Source organism: Sphingopyxis sp. C-1, from assembly GCF_001047015.1.
Taxonomy (GTDB): domain Bacteria; phylum Pseudomonadota; class Alphaproteobacteria; order Sphingomonadales; family Sphingomonadaceae; genus Sphingopyxis.
Genome location: NZ_BBRO01000001.1, coordinates 1,071,301 through 1,089,666 on the forward strand (window position 1 = coordinate 1,071,301; position 18,366 = coordinate 1,089,666).

Below are 18,366 nucleotides of genomic sequence, written 5' to 3' on the forward strand. Positions count from 1 at the left end.
GATGTCGTCGTGCAACATCGAGCACAGAATCGAGCGAAAGGGCCGCCGCGCGGAACGCGCCGGCCCTTTTTGCAGCACGTCAGGCGGCGCGGATCGACGGGGCGCCCTGCATCCACGGCGCCAAGTGCTGCTTTCGTACCGCATGCGCCGGCGTGCGTTCGGCAATGACTGCATGGCGGTTGCCGTCGACCAGCACCTCGGGGACGAGCGCCCGGCAATTATAAGTCGATGCCATCGCCGCGCCATACGCCCCGGCCGATCGGAAGAGCGCGAGGTCGCCTTCGCCGACCCGGTCGATCGCCCGCGCCTTTGCAAAAGTGTCGCCGGTCTCGCAGATCGGGCCGACGATATGGGCGACGAAGCGGTCACCCGTGGGCCGGACGGCGGCAAATTCATGCCATGCGTCATATAGCGCGGGACGGGCGAGGTCGTTCATTGCGGCGTCGACCACCACGAATGGATGCTCCGACCCCGGCTTTACCCACAAGACACGTGTAAGGAGGATGCCGGCCTGCGCGGCGATAAGGCGGCCGGGTTCGAAGAGGAGGGTCGCGTCCCAATCGCGCGTGACCGCCGCGACCATCGCGCCATAAGCTTCGACGTCCGCCTCCGTCTGATCGGGCCGGTATGATACGCCGAGCCCGCCACCGAGATCGACATGATAGACGCGGTGGCCCTTTGCCCGCAGCGCGCGGATCAACTCACCGATCTTGCGATAGGCGGCCTCCAGCGGCGCAAGGTCGGTGATCTGGCTTCCGATGTGAACGGCAAGCCCGTGAAGATCTAGGCCCGGAAGCGCCGCAAGCCGGTCGTACATCGCGGAGGCTTCGTTGATGGCGACGCCGAACTTGCTGTCGCAGCGGCCCGTCGTGATCTTTGCGTGCGTGCTCGCGTCGACGTCGGGGTTGATGCGGAGCAGGGTGGGCGCGCGTTTGCCGCGCTGAGCTGCGAGCGCCGAGAGCAACTGCCCCTCGCGCTCGAGTTCGAGGTTGAAGCGGCCGATACCGGCATCGAGCCCGGCGATGAGTTCGGGCGCCGTCTTGCCGACGCCCGAGAAGACGATGTGGTTCGCGGTGATCCCGGCGGCCAGCGCGCAATCGAGCTCGCCGCCGGAAACGATGTCGGCACCATAATTCTGATCGGCGAGGATGCGGAGCACGGCGAGCGAGGGATTGGCCTTTACCGCGAACATAAGCTGCTTGCGCGGCACCCCCGCGAGCGCTGCGCGGAAGCGCTGTGCCGAGCGCCGAAGCGCCTCGGCGGAATAGACATAGGCGGGCGTGCCGACGGTCGCGGCGATTGTCTCGAGCGACACTGCCTCGGCGTGTATCTCGCCGCCACGCGTGGGAAAGCTGTTCATCAATGATATCCTAGCATGAAGGGTCAGGGGGCGCGGCGCCGGGCTTGCCGTGCGCTTCGTATCGCGCCGGGCAGTTCGCGGTGTCGGCTTCGCTCGACGCGCAGCGCGAGTGCGACCCTTTTTCCGCCGATCAGGAGCAGCAGGCCCCAGGCTGCCAGCAGCACGCCGAGGAGGCCGGCGATGTCGGCGCTGCCTGCGGCGGCCGACGCGGCGGCGCGGGTCGCGAGTGCCCCGGCAGCGATGAGTGTCGCCCCTGCTGCGCGCCAGAAAAGGTCGCGCCGGGTCATGCGTTTTCCTCCCGGCGCGCGGCATGACGGTCCCAAAGGACCGTTTCGCCCGCCGCCTTCGCCAGCTCGGCAAGCTCGCGCTCATTCTCGCCAGATGATGGGCAGAGCAGCAGGTCGGCGGGGAATTCCGCTTCCTCGCGCATCGCGCGCTTCATATCGGCCTCCTCGAAAATGAGGCCGATGGCGGGGTCTGCCTGCCGGGCGGCGGCCTGCCGCGCGCTCGCGATGAGCCGCGGATCGCTGTCGATCCCGCGGCCCTCGATCGCGACGAAGCCGAGTTCGCGGGCGCGGCGGACGGCGTGCATGAGCAATTCGCCCGCGCCGCAATCGGCATCGACGATGCGGATGCTGCGCCGCCCGCGCTTGCGCAGGCCCCTGAGCTTGCGCAACATGGCGGGCCAGCGACGGTCCTTTTCAGCATGGCTGCGCGCACCCTGCGTCGCGGCCGACCGCACGGCCGCGGCGGGAGACATCCACAATATGCCGGCGGGGGTCATCGGAGAATGATGCATGGTCATCCTCCTCATGCCGCGTGCGCGATCGCCGTCTCGTCCGCCCGCAACGGGGCGAAGGAAACGGTTGGGGTCAGCGGTTGCGGGGCCGCGATGGCCCTGGCGCCCGGAACGCCGCGGCATTCGGAACGAGCGAAGGCCCAGGCCGCATCGCGCGAGATGAAGCGGCCCTCAAGCTGTCCTTTACAGCCCTGAACCAGCCAGTGACCGAAGGCGTCGCGGCCGACGATGATCGTCAGGCTCGCTGGGTCGGGCTCCGCGGAAATCGCAGAAATCATGGTGAGATGCTCCTTGGCTACTCAAACCGGAGCCCGGAAATCGGGGTCCGATGCCCGCAACCTATTGGGCCGCGCATAGGGATTCGAGATCGAGCGGGGGCGTTAGCCATTGTATTTTCATTATTTCCGCGAGGCGCTGGCTTGGGCGTGCGGCCGCGATGGAAATGTCTTTCGCGCGGTGAACTGCGGTCGCCGCGCGGCGGGCCGGCGAAATCGGCAAAATCATATGAGAATACTATGCGGGAGGCGTTTTCATTCTCTCGAATTCAAACGCTGGGCTCACCTATTTGGAAGTCCGCAGACGACTCGTGCCACCTCCCGTGGCCAGCGCCTTGCTGGAGCAAAACCATGCAGGATCTCATCTGGGTCGGCATCATCTTCGCCTTGCTAGCCGCCAGCCTCGGCTACGCGCGCCTTTGCGACGACGCATAAGGAATGATGTCATGACACTCGACCTTTGGCTCGCCGGTCTCACCGCGCTCGGCCTTCTTTTCTATCTCGTCGCCGTGCTCGCGCGGCCCGAACGCTTCTAAAGGAGGCATGCCATGACATTTCAGGGATGGCTTCTGATCGCCGCGTTCATCGGTATCCTGCTGTTGCTTGCAAAGCCGATGGGGCAATGGCTCTTCGCGCTCTATGAGGGGCGCCGCACGCCGCTTCATCGGGTGCTCGGGCCCGTCGAAACGGGCTTTTACCGCCTGTCGGGCATCGACCCCGCCGAAGAGCAGGGCTGGCGCCGCTACGCGGTGCATATGCTGATCTTCAATGCGGTGCTCGCGCTCTTCACCTATGCGATCCTGCGCCTGCAGGGCGTGCTGCCGCTCAATCCGCTTGGCTATGACGGCACGAGCGCGGATCTCGCGTTCAACACCGCGATCAGCTTCACGGCGAACACCAACTGGCAAAGCTATGGCGGCGAGTCGACGATGTCGAACCTCAGCCAGATGCTCGGCCTGACGATCCACAATTTCCTTTCGGCGGCGACGGGCATTGCGCTTGCGTTCGCTCTGTTCCGGGGTTTCGCGCGGCGCGAGATGAAGACGATCGGCAATTTCTGGGCCGATATGACGCGGGTGACACTGTACCTGCTGCTGCCGCTCTGCGTCGTCATCGCGATCTTCTATATCGCGAGCGGCGTCCCGCAGACGCTGGCGGGGTCGGTCGATGTCACGACGCTGGAGGGTGTCAAACAGACCCTTGCACTGGGTCCGGTCGCTTCGCAGGAAGCGATCAAGATGCTCGGCACCAACGGCGGCGGCTTTTTCAACGCCAACTCGGCGCATCCGTTCGAAAATCCGACCGCGCTCACCAACTTCGTCCAGATGCTTTCGATCTTCGCGATCGGCGTGGGCCTGACCTGGACCTTTGGCAAGGCGGTCGGCAACCCGCGCCAGGGCTGGGCCATCCTTGCCGCGATGATGACGCTGTTCGTTGCGGGCACCGCGATCACTTATTGGCAGGAAGCCGTGGGCAATCCCGTGCTGCACCAGCTTGGCGCCATGGGCGGTAATATGGAAGGCAAGGAGGTGCGCTTCGGTATCGCGCAGACCGCACTGTTCGCCGTGGTTACGACGGCCGCCTCGTGCGGCGCGGTCAACGGTATGCACGACAGCTTCACCGCGCTTGGCGGCCTGATTCCGCTGTTCAACATGCAGCTCGGCGAAGTCGTCATCGGCGGCGTCGGTGCGGGTATCTATGGCTTCCTGCTTTTTGCGATCCTCGCGATCTTCGTCGCCGGATTGATGGTCGGTCGCACCCCCGAATATGTCGGCAAGAAGATCGAGGCGCGCGAGGTCAAGCTGGCGGTGCTGGCGATCGCGGTCCTGCCGCTCGTCATCCTCGGCTTTACGGCTATCGCTTCGGTGACCGAGGCAGGACTTGCCGGGCCGCTCAACAAGGGGCCGCACGGCTTCTCCGAAATTCTCTACGCCTTCACCAGCGCGGTCGCGAACAACGGTTCGGCCTTTGCGGGTCTTACCGCCAACACACCCTTTTATAATGGCATGCTGGGTGCCGCGATGTGGATCGGCCGCTTCTTCATCATCGTGCCCATGCTGGCGATCGCGGGCGGCCTGGCGGCAAAGAAATATACGCCGGCGACGGCGGGCAGCTTCCCGACCACCGGGCCGCTATGGACGGGCCTGCTTGTCGGCATCGTGCTTATCGTCGGCGGCCTGACTTTCCTACCCAGCCTAGCGCTTGGCCCGATCGCCGATCATCTCGCGATGATCAATGGCCAGCTTTTCTAAGGAATCATCAAATGGCTCGGTCTGAAACCAAGTCTCTCTTCACGGCTGACCTGATCGTTCCGGCGATCGGCGACGCTTTCCGCAAACTCAATCCGAAGGAACTGATCCGCAATCCGGTGATGTTCACGACGGCCGTGGTCGCGGCGCTGCTGACTGTGTTGCTCGTCGTTGGTCACGACAGCCTTGCGACCGGCTTCAAGCTGCAGCTCGTCATCTGGCTTTGGCTGACGGTGCTCTTCGGCACCTTTGCCGAGGCGCTCGCCGAAGGGCGCGGCAAGGCGCAGGCGGCTTCGCTTCGCGCGACCAAGGCCGAATTGACCGCGAAGCGGCTCAAGGGCGACGGCAAGGCTTGGGAAAGCGTACCGGCAAGTGCGCTCCGCGTCGGCGACGTCGTGCTTGTCGAAACCGGCGACCTGATTCCGTCCGACGGCGAAGTCGTCGCGGGCGTTGCATCGGTGAACGAGGCGGCGATCACGGGCGAAAGCGCGCCCGTGATCCGCGAGGCAGGCGGCGACCGGTCGGCGGTCACGGCAGGGACGCGCGTGATTTCGGACGAAATTCGCGTTCAGGTAACCGTCAATCCGGGGCAGGGCTTCCTCGACCGGATGATCGCGCTCGTCGAAGGCGCCGAGCGGCAGAAGACGCCCAACGAGATCGCGCTGACGCTGCTGCTCGTTGGTCTGACGATCATCTTCCTAATCGCGGTCGGGACGATCCCCAGCTTTGCAAATTATGCGGGCGGCAGCATTCCCGTCGCGATCCTGGCGGCACTGCTCATCACGCTGATCCCGACGACGATCGCGGCCTTGCTCTCCGCCATCGGCATTGCCGGCATGGACCGCCTCGTCCGTTTCAACGTGCTCGCGAAGTCGGGCCGTGCAGTCGAGGCGGCGGGTGACGTCGACGTGCTGCTGCTCGACAAAACCGGCACGATCACGATCGGCGACCGTCAGGCAACCGAGTTTCGCCCCGTTGGCGGGCAATCGATGGCCGTATTGTCGGAGGCCGCGCTGCTTGCGAGCCTGGCCGATGAGACGCCCGAAGGCCGCTCGATCGTCGCGCTCGCGCGTGAAAAGTTCGGCCAGATGATGAGCGAATTGCCGGCGGGTGCGGAGATCATCCCGTTCACCGCGCAGACGCGCATCTCGGGCATCAAGCTCGGCGACAGCGTGATCCAGAAGGGCGCGGTGGATTCGGTCCTGAGGGCCAATCCCGGCGCGGGGGCAACCGCCGCCGCAACCGAACTGCGCCGTATCACCGACGAGATCGCGCGCGCAGGCGCCACACCGCTCGCGGTCGCGAAGGACGGCCAACTGCTCGGCGCAATCTTCCTCAAGGACATCGTCAAGGCGGGCATCCGCGAGCGCTTCGGCGAGTTGCGCGCGATGGGCATCCGCACGGTGATGATCACCGGCGACAACCCGCTCACCGCCGCCGCGATTGCCGCTGAGGCCGGGGTCGACGATTTTCTTGCGCAGGCGACGCCCGAGGACAAGCTCGAACTGATCCGCAAGGAACAGCAGGGCGGGCGACTTGTCGCGATGTGCGGCGACGGCACCAACGACGCGCCGGCGCTGGCGCAGGCCGACGTCGGGGTCGCGATGAACACGGGGACGCAGGCGGCGCGCGAAGCGGGCAATATGGTCGACCTCGACAGCGATCCGACGAAGCTGATCGAGGTTGTCGGGCTCGGCAAGCAGTTGCTGATGACCCGCGGCGCGCTGACGACCTTTTCGGTCGCGAACGACGTCGCCAAATATTTCGCGATCATCCCGGCGATGTTCATCGTGCTGTATCCCGGATTGGGCGTGCTCAACGTCATGGGTCTGACCAGCCCCGAGAGCGCGATCCTGTCGGCGATCATCTTCAATGCGCTGATCATCCCGCTGCTCGTGCCGCTCGCACTGAAGGGCGTCACTTATCGTCCGATGGGCGCGGGGCCGCTGCTGGCACGCAACCTTGCCGTCTATGCCCTTGGCGGTCTTGTCGCGCCGTTTGTCGGTATCAAACTCATCGACCTGGCCGTTGGCGGCCTCGGTCTGGTCTGAGGACATATATATGAACAAGGATCTCATCACCTCGCTGCGCCCAGCGCTTGTCATGACGCTGCTCTTCGCGCTGCTTCTGGGGCTTGCTTACCCGCTCGCGCTTACCGGCATCGGGCAAGCGCTGTTCCCGAACCAGGCGAACGGCAGCCTCGTCCGCGACAATGGCAAGGTCGTCGGTTCGACCGTCGTCGGTCAGGCCTTCGCCTCCGAACGCTATTTCAACACACGCCCGTCGGCGGCGGGCGACGGTTATGATGGGCTCGCCTCGTCAGGATCGAACCTCGGGCCGACCTCGCAGGTGCTTGCCGACCGGGTGAAAGGCGATGTCGCGAAGATGAAGGCGGGGGAACCTGGCAAGGCGGTCCCCACCGACATGGTGACCACATCGGGATCGGGGTTGGACCCCGATATCACGCCAGAGGCTGCCTTCTATCAGGTCGATCGCGTCGCGAAGGCTCGCGGGCTCGCTCCGGCGGCGGTTCGGGGGCTCGTCGATCAGAGCGTGGAAACGCCGCTTCTCGGCTTCCTTGGCGAGCCGCGCGTCAATGTGTTCAAGCTCAATCGACGGCTCGATGCTTTTGGGGTTAAACCGGCCGCGTGACAGACAAGGATCGACCATCACCCGAGGCCTTCCTGCGCCAGGCGGCGCAGGAAGGCCGTGGCCGTTTAAAGGTGTTTCTCGGCGCCGCGCCGGGCGTCGGCAAGACGTGGGAAATGCTCACCGACGGACGGCAACGGCGCGAGGCCGGGGTCGATGTCGTGATCGGAGTGGTCGAGACGCACGGCCGGCGCGAGACCGAGGCGTTGGTCCATGGTCACGAGATCATCCCGCGCCGCGATGTCGACCACCAGGGCCATAGCCTTGGCGAAATGGATATCGACGCGATCCTCGAACGGCGGCCGCAGTTGGTACTCGTCGACGAGCTTGCGCACACCAATGCACCCGGCAGCCGTCATCCCAAACGCTATCAGGATGTCGAGGAATTGCTGGATGCCGGAATCGACGTCTATTCGACGATCAATATCCAGCATGTCGAGAGCCTCAACGACGTCGTGGCGTCCTTCACCCGCGTGCGCGTGCGCGAGACGGTGCCGGACTCGATCCTCGAAAATGCCGAGATCGAGGTCGTCGACATCCCCCCCGACGAGCTGATCGAACGACTGCGCGACGGCAAGGTCTATATCCCGCAGGAAGCGACGCGGGCGCTAACCCATTTCTTTTCGAAGTCGAACCTTACGGCGCTGCGCGAACTGGCGCTGCGGCGCGCGGCGCAGGCGGTCGACGCGCAAATGCTCGACCATGTGCGCAGTCATGCTCTTGCGGGCAGTTTCGCGGTCGGCGAGCGGATTGTGGTCGCGGTCAGCGAGCTGCCGGTGTCGGCCGAACTTGTCCGCGCGGGCAAGCGTCTGGCCGACGCGCTGAAGGCCCCGTGGACCGCCGTCTATATCGAGACGCGGCGCAGCCGGCAGATGTCGGACGACGACCGCCGCCAGCTCGCCGACACGCTCGCGCTAGCATCACGCCTCGGCGCGTCGACCGCGACCGTCCCCGCCGCCAGTGTGGTGGAGGGGCTGAGGGCGTTTGCCGGCGACGCACGGGCGACGCAGATCGTGATCGGCAAATCGGCGCGGCCCTGGTGGTTCGAGATGCGCCACGGTTCGGTCGTCGATCAACTGGTGCGGACGATCGACGATGTCGCGGTTCATGTCCTGCCCGGCGAGCCCGATGCCAAGACCGTTCAGCGGGGCACGATTGTCGTTGCCGGACGCTGGGGCAAACCCACCGATTATATCTGGTCGCTGGCGATGGTCGCGGTGATGACCGCGCTCGGGCGCCTGCTCATCGAGGTCATCGATCTCGGCAATATCTCGCTGCTCTATCTAGTGCCCGTCATGTTCGCCGCGGCAACGTTCGGCCTGCGCGCGGGACTGTTCGCGGGACTCGCATCGAGCCTCGCCTATAATTTCTTTTTCCTGCCGCCCACGGGAACGCTGACGGTCAACAATCCCGAAAATGTCGTGAGCATCCTCGTGCTGCTCGGCGTCGCGGTGGTGACCAGCCAATTTGCCGCGCGCGTGCGTGCGCAGGCCGACCTGGCTCAGTCGAGCGCGCGCCAGAATGCCGCGCTGGCCAGCTTCTCGCGGCAGCTCACCGCGGCGCCCGATCAGGATACGCTGATGCAGGCGATCTGCGCCGAGGTCGGCCGACTGCTCGACGTCCGCACGGTGCTGCTGCTCCCATCGGCTGACGGACCGATGCTGCGCGCGGCCGTCCCGCCAGAGGACAAGCTCGAACAGATCGAGCGCGCCGCCGCCCAGTGGGCGATGGACAATGAGCAGCCGGCCGGACGCGGTTCATCGACGCTGACCGCTTCGGACTGGTTGTTCCATCCGCTGCGCACGACGCGCGGGGTGCTCGGCGTGCTCGGACTGACGCGCGACGATGCGCGCGAGCCGGTGCGTTCGGACCAGGTGCCGCTCCTGATGAGCTTGCTCGATCAGGCGTCGATCGCGCTCGACCGGATGGAACTCGAAGAAGCGTCGCTGCGTGCGCGGCAGGTCGACGAGCGCGACCGGCTGCGCTCAGCCCTGCTCTCGTCGGTCAGCCACGACCTGCGCACCCCGCTGACGACGATCCTGTCGGCAGCGCAGGAGATGCGGCGCCATCCCTCGGCCGAGCTTGCCGAGACGGTCGAGACCGAGGCGCTTCGGCTCAACCGTTTCGTCTCGAATCTGCTCGACATGGTGCGCGTAGAGGCTGGGGCGCTGCCGATGAAGGCCGAGGCCACCGAATTGTTCGATGCCGCGGCGAGCGCGGCGCATGACACGCGCGCATCGCTGGCGGGGCATGAGGTCAGGATCGACATCGCCTCCAACATTCCCTTCGTGCGCGTCGATCCTGTGCTTCTTCACCATTGTCTTATCAATCTGCTCGACAATGCGGGGCGCTATGCCGATCCCGATACGCCGATCACGATCCGCGCAAGCCGCACCGCCGACGCGATCCTGCTGTCGGTGATCGATCAGGGGCCCGGCATCGCCCCGGGCAACGAAAAGCGCGTGTTCGAAACCTTCACGCGTCTGGAGGGAAGCGACCGGGTGAAGCATGGCACCGGGCTCGGTCTTGCAATCGTCAAGGGGTTTGCCGAGGCGATGGGGCTGTCGGTCGAAGCGAGCAACAACAAGGAGCCACACGGCGCCTGTTTCACCATCCGTATCCCCGAAGCGCTGATCATTACCCATCTCACCGACAAGGACATCCCATGAAAGTGCGTCACAAGGTTCTCATCGTCGATGACGAACTCCATATCCGCCGCCTGATCCGCGCGGCCCTGGAACGCGCCGACTATGCGATCGTAGAGGCGGAGAATGCGCGCGAGGCGACCGAGCGGCTGCGCGAGGAACGCCCCGACATAACGTTGCTAGATTTGGGGCTCCCCGACCGCGACGGGCTCGAACTGGTGCCGCTGTTCAAGCAGCAATCGGGGACGACGCTGATCGTCGTGTCCGCGCGCGACGCGACCGAGGAAAAGGTCACGGCGCTCGACCTCGGCGCCGACGATTATCTGACCAAGCCCTTCGACACCGACGAACTGCTCGCGCGCGTGCGCGTCGCGCTGCGCAATCGGCTGACGCGCGACGGCGGCAATCTCGCCCTCACGGTTGGCGACGTGACGATGGACCTGATCGCGCGCACGGTCACCAAGGGCGGCAGGGAAGTGCATCTGACGCCCAAGGAATATGCCGTGCTCGCGCAACTCGCGCGCTTCCCGGGTCGCGTGATCACGCACAACCAGATCATGAATGAAGTGTGGCCGCATGAGCATGAACATCATGTCGAATATCTGCGCGTCCTCATCCGCACGCTGCGCCAGAAGCTCGAAACCGATCCGCAGCAACCGCAGATCATCTGCAACGAACTCGGCATCGGCTATCGGCTGCGCGTCGGGGCGGAGGACAATGAGCGGGTGAACTGAGCAGCCCGGGCGGCCCGATCATATGCAAATGCTATGGAGAATGCCGCCGGTCGCTCTCGAATTCAAACGGTGCATGCCACTAGATGAGGTGCATGACCGGACATGAAATCGAACCCCGCGCCACCCGATCCTCGCGCGCGCAGCATCGCATCGTCGACTGGCTGGGCGCGCAAGGCCCGCTGTTCCTGACCATCTATATGTGCGCCATCATCGCGCTCTTTGCTTTCCTGGCAGACGTGGCGAGCAAGATCTGATCCGACCTGCGATGCCGGTTCAAACGCAGCGTTTTTCGCCCGGTCATATGCAATCTCAATGCGCCAGGCCGTTTCCCGCTCTCGAATTCCTACGCGGTCATGCGTAGGTGAATGGCCTCCTTCGGAGGTCTCTATGAAACAATGGCATCAAAGCCCTGCCGCCAACATCGGCCTGCGGACGAGCGGGATCGCGTTGATCGCCGTCGGCTGGTCGGGTGCGGTACGGCTCCATCACATCGCGCTCGCGATGCCGGGCCGCGAGCACATGTCGTCGCTGATGCTGCTGCTCGCGGCGATCGTGTTCCTTTGCGGCAGCGCGGGAAGCGCGCTACTCTTCGTCGGTCCCGGGCTTTGGGAAAGCGTTGAGGTGTCCGAGCGTTGGCGGCGTTTGCCGGCACGCGGTTTCGAAGCATCGGCACATACCGAAAACAGCCGTCGGTAAACCCGCTCCGCATAGTGAAAACACTATGCGATCGGCGCTTCGCTCCTCTCGATTTCCAACGCGCGCCTGCTCTAGTCGGACGGCCTCACGAGCCCTTCGCCATTCCGGCCGGGCGAACCCATGAGGACAATATGAAAAGCTATATATCCGCAGCCGTTCTCGCGGCAGCGCTGATGCCTGTCGCCGCTTTCGCACAGGAAGAACAAAAGCCGGCCGTCACTATTTCGGGCTCGGCGACGATTGCGTCGGATTATCGTTTTCGCGGCGTGTCGCAATCCGACAAGGGGATGGCCGTACAGGGCGGGCTGACGCTGAGCCACGAAAGCGGCCTCTATGCCGGGGTGTGGGGGTCGAACCTTGCGGGCTGGGGGACCTTCGGCGGCGCCAATATGGAGCTCGACCTCATCGGCGGCTACAAGCTTCCCGTCGCGGACAATGCGACGCTCGACCTCGGCCTTATCTGGTACATGTATCCGGGCGGCGCCGATGAATCGGATTTCGCCGAACCCTATGTCAAGCTGACCGGCACGACCGGCCCGGCAACGCTGACCGCAGGGGTCGCTTATGCGCCCAAACAATATGCGCTCGCCAACATATCGGCCGCGCCGAACAGCCGCGGGCAGAGCGAGGACAACCTCTATCTATGGGGCGACGGCGCACTGGCGATCGGCGGCACGCCGCTGACGGCGAAGGCGCATATCGGCTATTCGGACGGCAATCCGGGACTGGGCCCCAATGGCACAAGCGTTGCGCCGACGGGGCGTTATTGGGACTGGTCGCTGGGTATGGATGCGACCTGGCGCAACCTGACGCTGAATATTTCCTATGTCGACACCGACATCGGCAAGGCAGAAGCGGCCCGGCTCCAGCCCAATTTCAGCACGGGCGGCGATGGAAGCGGATCGATCGCGGATGCCGCAGTCGTGGCGAGCCTGACCGCATCCTTCTGACCGCGAACCGGTCCGGGTAGCCAAGGCTGTCCGGACCGGCCGATACGCCTCTGGCGCGCTGCGACCACGTTCCGGTCGAGCCGAAAGCGCGCGTCCGAACCCCGCCGTTAGCTATAGCGATTTTGGAGAAAAATGGTGCCGCTTAGGTGACTCGAACACCTGACCCCATCATTACGAACACAGGCCAGCAGCGCATGCGGCCCGAGGAAAACCAAGGGTTCCGGCCGAAAGAGCCCCGCGCTTTGGGAAGCACCTAATCGATTCCTAAAAGCAAGCGAGTTCCGGATTCGGCGCTTTCCTTTCGGACGAACTTTGGCTCAACCAGGTTCGCAAAAGTGACCCGATGCGGACCCGTTTGAAAGGTATCAAAAAGTTGGAGCCCAGCCCGGCTCGTCGCATGCCCGAGATCATTTCGGGCGAATATAAACCAGAAGGTTGTCGCGTCGAACATCGAATGCCCCGGATTTTTCGACGAGCTGGCTGAGCTTCGGGCAGCCGTAACTGCGGGGGTCGAAGTCGGGCATTTCGGAGAGAAGCTGTAGCCCCACAGCGCCGAGCGCGTACCAGCCGTCGAGATCGTCAAGCCGATTCAGCGCGGCCTTGATGATCGGTACAGCCTCCGCCGGAGGGAGCTTTGGGGCGGTTGGGACGGCTACAGCGTCAGACGTAGCCTCGGCCGCCTTGGCGTCGCTGTGCGTCAGATTTTCAGTATAAACGAACCGCTTGCAGGCGTGCCGGAAACTCTGCGGCGTTTTTTGCTCGCCGAACCCGTACACGGCGATGCCCTGCTCGCGAATGCGGGCAGCAAGCCTCGTGAAGTCGCTGTCGGACGACACAAGGCAAAAACCGTCGAAGCGGCCGGAGTGCATGAGGTCCATCGCGTCGATAACCAGCGCGATGTCGGACGCATTCTTGCCGCCAACATTGGCGAAATTCTGGTGCGGCATAATGGCGTGGGCCGCGAGCACTTCCGCCCACCCCTTTAGACGGGTTCCGGAAAAGTCTCCGTAGATGCGGCGGACGCTTGCCTCGCCGATCGTCGCGATCTCTTTAAACAGGCCGCTCACGATCTTTGGCGACATATTCTCGGCATCGATAAGCACTGCCAGCTTGGCGAGATGTTCTGTTGTGGTCGTCATGAAGTGGGCATGACACACGCCGGTGAAGAAAAGTTGAAATCGTGCGAAGCGCTAGCCGGTGCATCGCAATCAACGCCACCACGCTTTCCGGAAAGGTCTTCCGTTTTTACTGCCGGGCCATTGCATCCTCAGCGTTGCGCCCTACGCTAAAACGTGATTCACCAAAGAACCGGAGCCCAGCATGCGTGAAGCCCAGAAGCCCGATCATGTGAGCCTGACGTCGCTGATAAGCCGCCTGAAAGATGGACGCTTCATGGTACCGGACTTCCAGCGCGATTTTGAATGGAAGGCGCGAGACATTCGCGACCTCACTCGATCCATATTTCTCGATTACTACATTGGAAGCCTGCTGCTGTGGAAAGGGACATCAGACAACTACAAGAATCTGTCCTGTACGCCCCTTTATGGCAGGGCAGAGGGAAGCCCAGAATATATCGTCCTTGACGGGCAGCAGCGGCTGACCGCGATCAATTACGCCTTCATCGCGCCCGATAAAAAGTTACCTACTCGGGTCAACCGAGCCCTATACTTCGTTCGCGTAGATCGATTTATGGCGGAAGAGTATGATGACGCGTTCGACTTTTGGTACACTAGCCCTGGGAAAGGTGACGGCGTTAACGGCTTCGCGAAAATATACGGAAATATAGAGAAGCAGTTTCATAACCACATTTTCCCTCTTGCGGTTGTCGGCTCCGGCGGTTGGGTCTTGCCAAACTGGGTTCAAGGTTATGCAGCCTATTGGTCGGAAAGGGCCGATAAGGCAGAGGATCCGACCGACCGAGAAATTGCAAAACGCCATGCTGAAAACGCGGTAAAATTCGGGGAGCATCTGAAGAGTATTACCGAGACTTTCCAAGTCAGTTATATTGAATTGGATAAGGAACTGCCTATCGACAAGGTCTGTGATATTTTTACACAGATCAACAGCAAGGGCGTAAGGCTGGACGTATTCGATCTGTTGAACGCCTTGCTCAAGCCCAAAGGCGTTCAATTGAAAGCCCTTTGGCACGATGCCCAACCAAGGCTGGATTTTGTCGATAACGGCAAGCTGAACGTCTACATTTTGCAAGTCATGTCGATCTTGCGGCAGACATACTGCTCCCCCAAATATCTCTACTATCTTCTCCCCGGTGTGGAACGGAAGACCCGACGGGAAGACGGCAGCTTCGAACGACAGACGATGGTGCCGGACGCCGATGATTTCCGTGCTCGATGGCAAAGCGCCGTGGCCGCGTTGGAAGATGCAATCGAGCGACTAAAGCACCCGCATGAGTTCGGCGTCAGCAAATCCACATATCTGCCCTACTACGCTATTCTTCCCATCTTCGCGGCCGCGTTAGCTGAGGTCAATGAACAGCCTTCTTCGAACCGATTGGCGGCCGATGGGCGCTTTCGGCTCTGGTACTGGGCATCTATTTTCACAAATCGATATTCGGCGTCGAGCGAAACGACCGCAGCGCGGGACATCCAGGATTTACGAAGCTGGTTTGAGAACGAGGCAGATGAACCCGCACTGATTGCCGAGTTTCGAACCAAAGCGCCAGCTCTCGACCTTCGTAACGAAACAAAAAAAGGGTTCGCGATCTATAACGCGATTTTCAATCTGCTTGTCATTGCCGGCGCGCGTGACTGGGTAGATGGATCGATCCCCAAGCCGAACGATCTTGATGACCACCACATTGTCCCAAAATCTTGGGGTAATGAAAATCACGTCGGCAACGCAATTGACACAATTCTTAATCGCACTCCATTGACCGGGAAAACCAATCGCGAAGTCATCCATGATTCGCTGCCCAATGAATACCTGCCGGAGCTGATCCGCACCAACGGCCGCCCAAAAATCGAAGCATTGATGGCGACGCATTTCATCAGCCCTGCGGCGCTCGACATATTACTGCGCAAACCATTTGGGCCAGACGATTTTGAAGCGTTTGTCCGAGAACGTCAGCGGACCATAACCGCTGCTATTCAGACGTTGCTGATCGGCGGTCGAGCCGACCTGCCACCCGATCTGCGGCTACTCGATGAAGACATTGAGCGGATCGAACTTGCATTGCGCGAGCTCGTGGCATCTCGTCTCAACGATGAACCCAGCCGACTGCCCGATCATATCCGGGTCAAGATCGATCAACGTGTCGCCGGTGCACGGCGCAAGCTTGTTGGAGAAGATGGCGGGCGTTACGATACATTAACAGGCGCTTTGGAATTTGCCGACCTGATGGAATTGCGGGGTGTGATGGAGGCAGGCGCAACCGCTGCTGAGTTCGCGGGCACCTTTCCCAACAAGACTGTTCTGATCGGGAAGTATGAGCAACTAGGCGAGCTACGGAACAGCATTCGCCACAGTAGGACCGTAACTGACGTGGCGCGCAAAGAAGGCGAAGCGGCCATCCTCTGGTTTGACGCCGCCTTGAAAGCGCGGCAGCCAAGCTAGCCCGCGCCGTTAGGCTAAGGCTCCGCGCGATGTGGATCAATCTGCGGGATAGATGCCGTTGCCAGTGCTGACCACGGATCCACTAGGCATTAGCCTGTTTCAAAAGGGACTGCATCGCACGATCAATCTTTTCATGGCCAGGGCCAGTATATCCTTCGATCGCGATGCGGACCTTGCCGCTGTCCGAAGGCTGTTTACCGATATTGTAAGGGTCCATGTGGTCCCACTCATGCTCTACATAAAATTCGGCAACATCGCTGTCGTAGCAAAGGCTCCACCAGTCTTCGGTTTGGTTATGCGAACCTTTTGCTGAAAAGTGCAGCTGTTCCGAAAAAATGGGCATGTATCCTCCTATGCTTTTCGCTTAACATAGCGGTAGCTGAAGGCAGATTGCAATGCGACCCAGCCCGAGCCGCGAACCTCTGATATTGTCGCGCTTAACAACAGTGATGAAATTGACCCTTGTGGGGGCGAGTTAGCCTAGCTCGCGGAAAGCGGAATAGGGTCGCGACGAAGGTGCGGTGCGTTTGGGGGTGTGCGAGCGGCCGTGCGCTTGTGCAAAAGGCAAATTTGGAAGCGTCTGAGCGGCAGGATCGTTACCCCCGTTCCCATGCTGGTGCGAACAGCAGCGAACGGGGGCCTTGAGAGCTATTCGAAAAGACTGAAACTGCTATCGTGGTTGCGATGCCAGTGGCCGCTGGTCGGATCGTTGCCGATCCCGTGTTCTAGCATTTTGGCAACGTGGATGGGGTTGAAGCCGAAATAGCTCACCAAACCAATGATCTTCTTTCCAGTAACGACACCTTCGCCAATGCAGGCAGCGATCAGCGCGGTGACCTGATCGTTCTTGTTAATGCCCGGCGCGATGTTGCGAAGAAGGGTGCTCAAACGACTGAACATGGCGTCGGTTTCCGATTTCGTGGCGGCCGATACCGGACGAATTTTGATGTGCGCGGCTGATGTCTTTTTCGGGTCAGCCGGGGGTTTGATACTCATGATGTTGTCTTTCGTTGTGCCGGTCGATACCGGCGACAGTTATGTTTTCCGGCGGCAGCGCGCCGAAAAAAAATGGGCCGGAGCCCGATCCCCGTCCACGCACCAGCCGACAGGCCAGCACATGGACGGGGTAGCAGTCAGAGCTGCATCTGCTTTGCGCCCGCTTCCACCGCCGCCATCAACGTGTCGTTGGCGAGGTGGCTATAGCGCATTGTCGATTGATGGTCGGCGTGGCCAAGAATCCGGCCTACGGCGAACAGGTCTATTCCCGCATTGATCATGAAAGACGCCGCCGAATGGCGCAGATCATGAATGTGCAGGTCGGCGAGCCCGGCCGCATCCCGCGCCGTGTCCCACGGCCGTTTCAGATCATAGTAGGGCTTTAGCTTGGCGGGGTTCGGCAGCAGCCAGGGGCATCCGTCAAACTTCGGCAGGGCTTCGATGATGTCCATCGCCGCCTGTGACAGGGGCACGTAACGCGGCACCCCGGTCTTCGTCGTCGGAATGTGCCAAGTCCGCCGCTCCAGATCGATATGCTGCCACTGTGCGGTCAGCAGTTCGGTCTTTCGTGCGCCGGTCAGCAGCAATAGGCCGATGATGTTCTTGAGTTGTGGGTTCGCGGATTTCTCCGCCTCGGCAAGCAGCCGCTTAGCTTCGACCGCCGACAGGAACTTCGTCCGCGCATTCTTGAAGCGCCGACGCGGAACGTTACGAACGGGGTTAGGATCGGCACCGGCAATGTTCCACTGCCGCCCCAGCTCGAATGATCGGCTGAAAATGACGCGGATTTTTTCGATCGTCGCGGGGGCAAGCCCTTCGGCGATCTTGTCGGCGAACCATTTCGATATCGCCTGCGTCGTGATTTCATGCAGGCGGTATGTTCCCCATTTCGGGATTAGATGGACGCGCAACACCGATTCCGTGTTGCTGGGGCGGCGTTGATAGGTTTTCGCGTGGTCGAGGTGCTGCGCGGCCAAGTCCGCATAGGTCGGAATGCTTTTTACCTCTTTCTTCTTCGCGGCCGGATCGCCGCCCAAGGTGACTTCGGACAGGCGACGCTTGGCCACTTTGCGGGCCTGTTCAAAGGTGATGTCGCCGAAGCGGGCGATCTTGGTCGTCTGCAACTTCCCGTAGGCGTCGGAATAAATGAAGTAGTAGGTCGCGCCGCCGGAGCTGCGGACCTCGAAGGCGAACCCCGTTATCACGGTGTCGCGGTACACGGTCTTGCCTTTGCCGGGTTCGCACCGAGCGTTGAGGCAGAAATGATTGTCGAGTTTTACGACAGGCATGAGGAACTTCCTTTTTGAACGCGCGATCGCTCAGCGCCACAGGGCGCCGCCGGGTCGCGGTGAGGGATGGGGTGGCCGGACGGCCGAGATAGCGCTGTGGCCTTTGGGAAAATGGCCGTTTGGAAAGTGCCGAAGGCGAAGGCTATGCCGC

The 18,366-nt window shown here is 62.2% G+C and carries 18 protein-coding genes; 10 read left to right on the forward strand and 8 right to left on the reverse strand.

The annotated features are described in order from the left end of the window. Positions 1 to 79: 79 nt before the first annotated feature. From lysA to SC1_RS04910, 4 genes are read right to left on the reverse strand one after another with little or no spacing between them, the layout of a single operon-like run. Positions 80 to 1,360 carry a diaminopimelate decarboxylase gene (gene lysA, locus SC1_RS04895; RefSeq protein ID WP_062178337.1) on the reverse strand — a complete coding sequence of 427 codons (1,281 nt, stop codon included), beginning with the start codon at positions 1,358 to 1,360 and terminating at the stop codon, positions 80 to 82. Between the two features lie 23 nt (positions 1,361 to 1,383). Next, positions 1,384 to 1,647 carry a hypothetical protein gene (locus SC1_RS04900; RefSeq protein ID WP_062178340.1) on the reverse strand — a complete coding sequence of 88 codons (264 nt, stop codon included), beginning with the start codon at positions 1,645 to 1,647 and terminating at the stop codon, positions 1,384 to 1,386. Then, a complete protein-coding gene (locus SC1_RS04905; protein ID WP_152682301.1) occupies positions 1,644 to 2,159 on the reverse strand; it encodes an SAM-dependent methyltransferase in 516 nt (171 codons plus the stop codon). Before SC1_RS04905 ends, SC1_RS04900 begins: the two co-directional genes overlap by 4 nt. Before the next feature lie 11 nt (positions 2,160 to 2,170). After that, complete coding sequence (locus SC1_RS04910) at positions 2,171 to 2,437, reverse strand: hypothetical protein (protein WP_062178346.1); 267 nt, start codon at positions 2,435 to 2,437, stop codon at positions 2,171 to 2,173. Positions 2,438 to 2,880: 443 nt separating this feature from the next. On the opposite strand from SC1_RS04910, the gene SC1_RS04915 reads away from it, so the two are divergent. The 9 genes from SC1_RS04915 to SC1_RS04950 all read left to right on the forward strand — a co-directional run bounded on the left by SC1_RS04915 (position 2,881) and on the right by SC1_RS04950 (position 12,357). Continuing rightward, complete coding sequence (locus SC1_RS04915; RefSeq protein WP_054588683.1) at positions 2,881 to 2,970, forward strand: potassium-transporting ATPase subunit F; 90 nt, start codon at positions 2,881 to 2,883, stop codon at positions 2,968 to 2,970. A 12-nt stretch (positions 2,971 to 2,982) separates the two neighbouring features. After that, a complete protein-coding gene (gene kdpA, locus SC1_RS04920; protein WP_062178349.1) occupies positions 2,983 to 4,686 on the forward strand; it encodes a potassium-transporting ATPase subunit KdpA in 1,704 nt (567 codons plus the stop codon). 11 nt (positions 4,687 to 4,697) lie between these two features. Further along, complete coding sequence (kdpB, locus tag SC1_RS04925; RefSeq protein ID WP_062178352.1) at positions 4,698 to 6,734, forward strand: potassium-transporting ATPase subunit KdpB; 2,037 nt, start codon at positions 4,698 to 4,700, stop codon at positions 6,732 to 6,734. 10 nt (positions 6,735 to 6,744) lie between these two features. Continuing rightward, on the forward strand, positions 6,745 to 7,335 hold the full coding sequence (kdpC, locus tag SC1_RS04930) for a potassium-transporting ATPase subunit KdpC (RefSeq protein WP_062178356.1): 591 nt from the start codon (positions 6,745 to 6,747) through the stop codon (positions 7,333 to 7,335). Next, positions 7,332 to 10,001: a sensor histidine kinase KdpD gene (locus tag SC1_RS04935; protein WP_062178359.1), complete on the forward strand. Its 2,670-nt coding sequence runs from the start codon at positions 7,332 to 7,334 to the stop codon at positions 9,999 to 10,001. Before kdpC ends, SC1_RS04935 begins: the two co-directional genes overlap by 4 nt. Continuing rightward, positions 9,998 to 10,711, forward strand: a complete 714-nt coding sequence (locus tag SC1_RS04940; RefSeq protein WP_062178362.1) for a response regulator — start codon at positions 9,998 to 10,000, stop codon at positions 10,709 to 10,711. Before SC1_RS04935 ends, SC1_RS04940 begins: the two co-directional genes overlap by 4 nt. A gap of 92 nt (positions 10,712 to 10,803) precedes the next feature. Beyond that, the gene (locus SC1_RS22095) at positions 10,804 to 10,965 is read left to right on the forward strand and encodes a hypothetical protein (RefSeq protein WP_193749111.1); all 162 of its coding nucleotides are present in this window, start codon (positions 10,804 to 10,806) and stop codon (positions 10,963 to 10,965) included. Positions 10,966 to 11,098: 133 nt separating this feature from the next. Beyond that, positions 11,099 to 11,407 (forward strand): hypothetical protein, encoded by a 309-nt coding sequence (locus tag SC1_RS04945; protein WP_062178365.1) that lies wholly within the window; start codon positions 11,099 to 11,101, stop codon positions 11,405 to 11,407. A gap of 131 nt (positions 11,408 to 11,538) precedes the next feature. Next, on the forward strand, positions 11,539 to 12,357 hold the full coding sequence (locus SC1_RS04950; protein WP_062178369.1) for a TorF family putative porin: 819 nt from the start codon (positions 11,539 to 11,541) through the stop codon (positions 12,355 to 12,357). 407 nt (positions 12,358 to 12,764) lie between these two features. On the opposite strand, the gene SC1_RS04955 is transcribed toward SC1_RS04950, so the two are convergent. Then, a complete protein-coding gene (locus tag SC1_RS04955) occupies positions 12,765 to 13,496 on the reverse strand; it encodes an NYN domain-containing protein (RefSeq protein WP_062178372.1) in 732 nt (243 codons plus the stop codon). A gap of 181 nt (positions 13,497 to 13,677) precedes the next feature. Between SC1_RS04955 and SC1_RS04960 the strand changes: the two genes are divergently transcribed. Further along, the gene (locus SC1_RS04960) at positions 13,678 to 15,930 is read left to right on the forward strand and encodes a DUF262 domain-containing protein (RefSeq protein WP_062178375.1); all 2,253 of its coding nucleotides are present in this window, start codon (positions 13,678 to 13,680) and stop codon (positions 15,928 to 15,930) included. An 82-nt stretch (positions 15,931 to 16,012) separates the two neighbouring features. On the opposite strand, the gene SC1_RS04965 is transcribed toward SC1_RS04960, so the two are convergent. The 3 genes from SC1_RS04965 to SC1_RS04975 form a co-directional block, all read right to left on the reverse strand. After that, positions 16,013 to 16,273 (reverse strand): hypothetical protein, encoded by a 261-nt coding sequence (locus SC1_RS04965; RefSeq protein WP_062178378.1) that lies wholly within the window; start codon positions 16,271 to 16,273, stop codon positions 16,013 to 16,015. Positions 16,274 to 16,578: 305 nt separating this feature from the next. Then, the gene (locus tag SC1_RS04970) at positions 16,579 to 16,926 is read right to left on the reverse strand and encodes a hypothetical protein (protein ID WP_062178381.1); all 348 of its coding nucleotides are present in this window, start codon (positions 16,924 to 16,926) and stop codon (positions 16,579 to 16,581) included. Between the two features lie 137 nt (positions 16,927 to 17,063). Next, on the reverse strand, positions 17,064 to 18,215 hold the full coding sequence (locus SC1_RS04975) for a site-specific integrase (protein ID WP_062178384.1): 1,152 nt from the start codon (positions 18,213 to 18,215) through the stop codon (positions 17,064 to 17,066). Positions 18,216 to 18,366: the final 151 nt, after the last annotated feature.

Excerpts from the sequence above, each read along its gene's own strand:
- SC1_RS04960 (WP_062178375.1), top strand. The coding sequence starts at position 13,678 with ATGCGTGAAGCCCAGAAGCCCGATCATGTGAGCCTGACGTCGCTGATA.
- SC1_RS04900 (WP_062178340.1), bottom strand. The coding sequence starts at position 1,647 with ATGACCCGGCGCGACCTTTTCTGGCGCGCAGCAGGGGCGACACTCATC.
- SC1_RS04945 (WP_062178365.1), top strand. The coding sequence starts at position 11,099 with ATGAAACAATGGCATCAAAGCCCTGCCGCCAACATCGGCCTGCGGACG.
- kdpB (WP_062178352.1), top strand. The coding sequence starts at position 4,698 with ATGGCTCGGTCTGAAACCAAGTCTCTCTTCACGGCTGACCTGATCGTT.
- SC1_RS04910 (WP_062178346.1), bottom strand. The coding sequence starts at position 2,437 with ATGATTTCTGCGATTTCCGCGGAGCCCGACCCAGCGAGCCTGACGATC.
- kdpA (WP_062178349.1), top strand. The coding sequence starts at position 2,983 with ATGACATTTCAGGGATGGCTTCTGATCGCCGCGTTCATCGGTATCCTG.
- SC1_RS04975 (WP_062178384.1), bottom strand. The coding sequence starts at position 18,215 with ATGCCTGTCGTAAAACTCGACAATCATTTCTGCCTCAACGCTCGGTGC.
- SC1_RS04965 (WP_062178378.1), bottom strand. The coding sequence starts at position 16,273 with ATGCCCATTTTTTCGGAACAGCTGCACTTTTCAGCAAAAGGTTCGCAT.
- SC1_RS22095 (WP_193749111.1), top strand. The coding sequence starts at position 10,804 with ATGACCGGACATGAAATCGAACCCCGCGCCACCCGATCCTCGCGCGCG.
- SC1_RS04915 (WP_054588683.1), top strand. The coding sequence starts at position 2,881 with ATGACACTCGACCTTTGGCTCGCCGGTCTCACCGCGCTCGGCCTTCTT.
- SC1_RS04940 (WP_062178362.1), top strand. The coding sequence starts at position 9,998 with ATGAAAGTGCGTCACAAGGTTCTCATCGTCGATGACGAACTCCATATC.
- kdpC (WP_062178356.1), top strand. The coding sequence starts at position 6,745 with ATGAACAAGGATCTCATCACCTCGCTGCGCCCAGCGCTTGTCATGACG.
- lysA (WP_062178337.1), bottom strand. The coding sequence starts at position 1,360 with ATGAACAGCTTTCCCACGCGTGGCGGCGAGATACACGCCGAGGCAGTG.
- SC1_RS04955 (WP_062178372.1), bottom strand. The coding sequence starts at position 13,496 with ATGACGACCACAACAGAACATCTCGCCAAGCTGGCAGTGCTTATCGAT.
- SC1_RS04970 (WP_062178381.1), bottom strand. The coding sequence starts at position 16,926 with ATGAGTATCAAACCCCCGGCTGACCCGAAAAAGACATCAGCCGCGCAC.
- SC1_RS04905 (WP_152682301.1), bottom strand. The coding sequence starts at position 2,159 with ATGCATCATTCTCCGATGACCCCCGCCGGCATATTGTGGATGTCTCCC.
- SC1_RS04950 (WP_062178369.1), top strand. The coding sequence starts at position 11,539 with ATGAAAAGCTATATATCCGCAGCCGTTCTCGCGGCAGCGCTGATGCCT.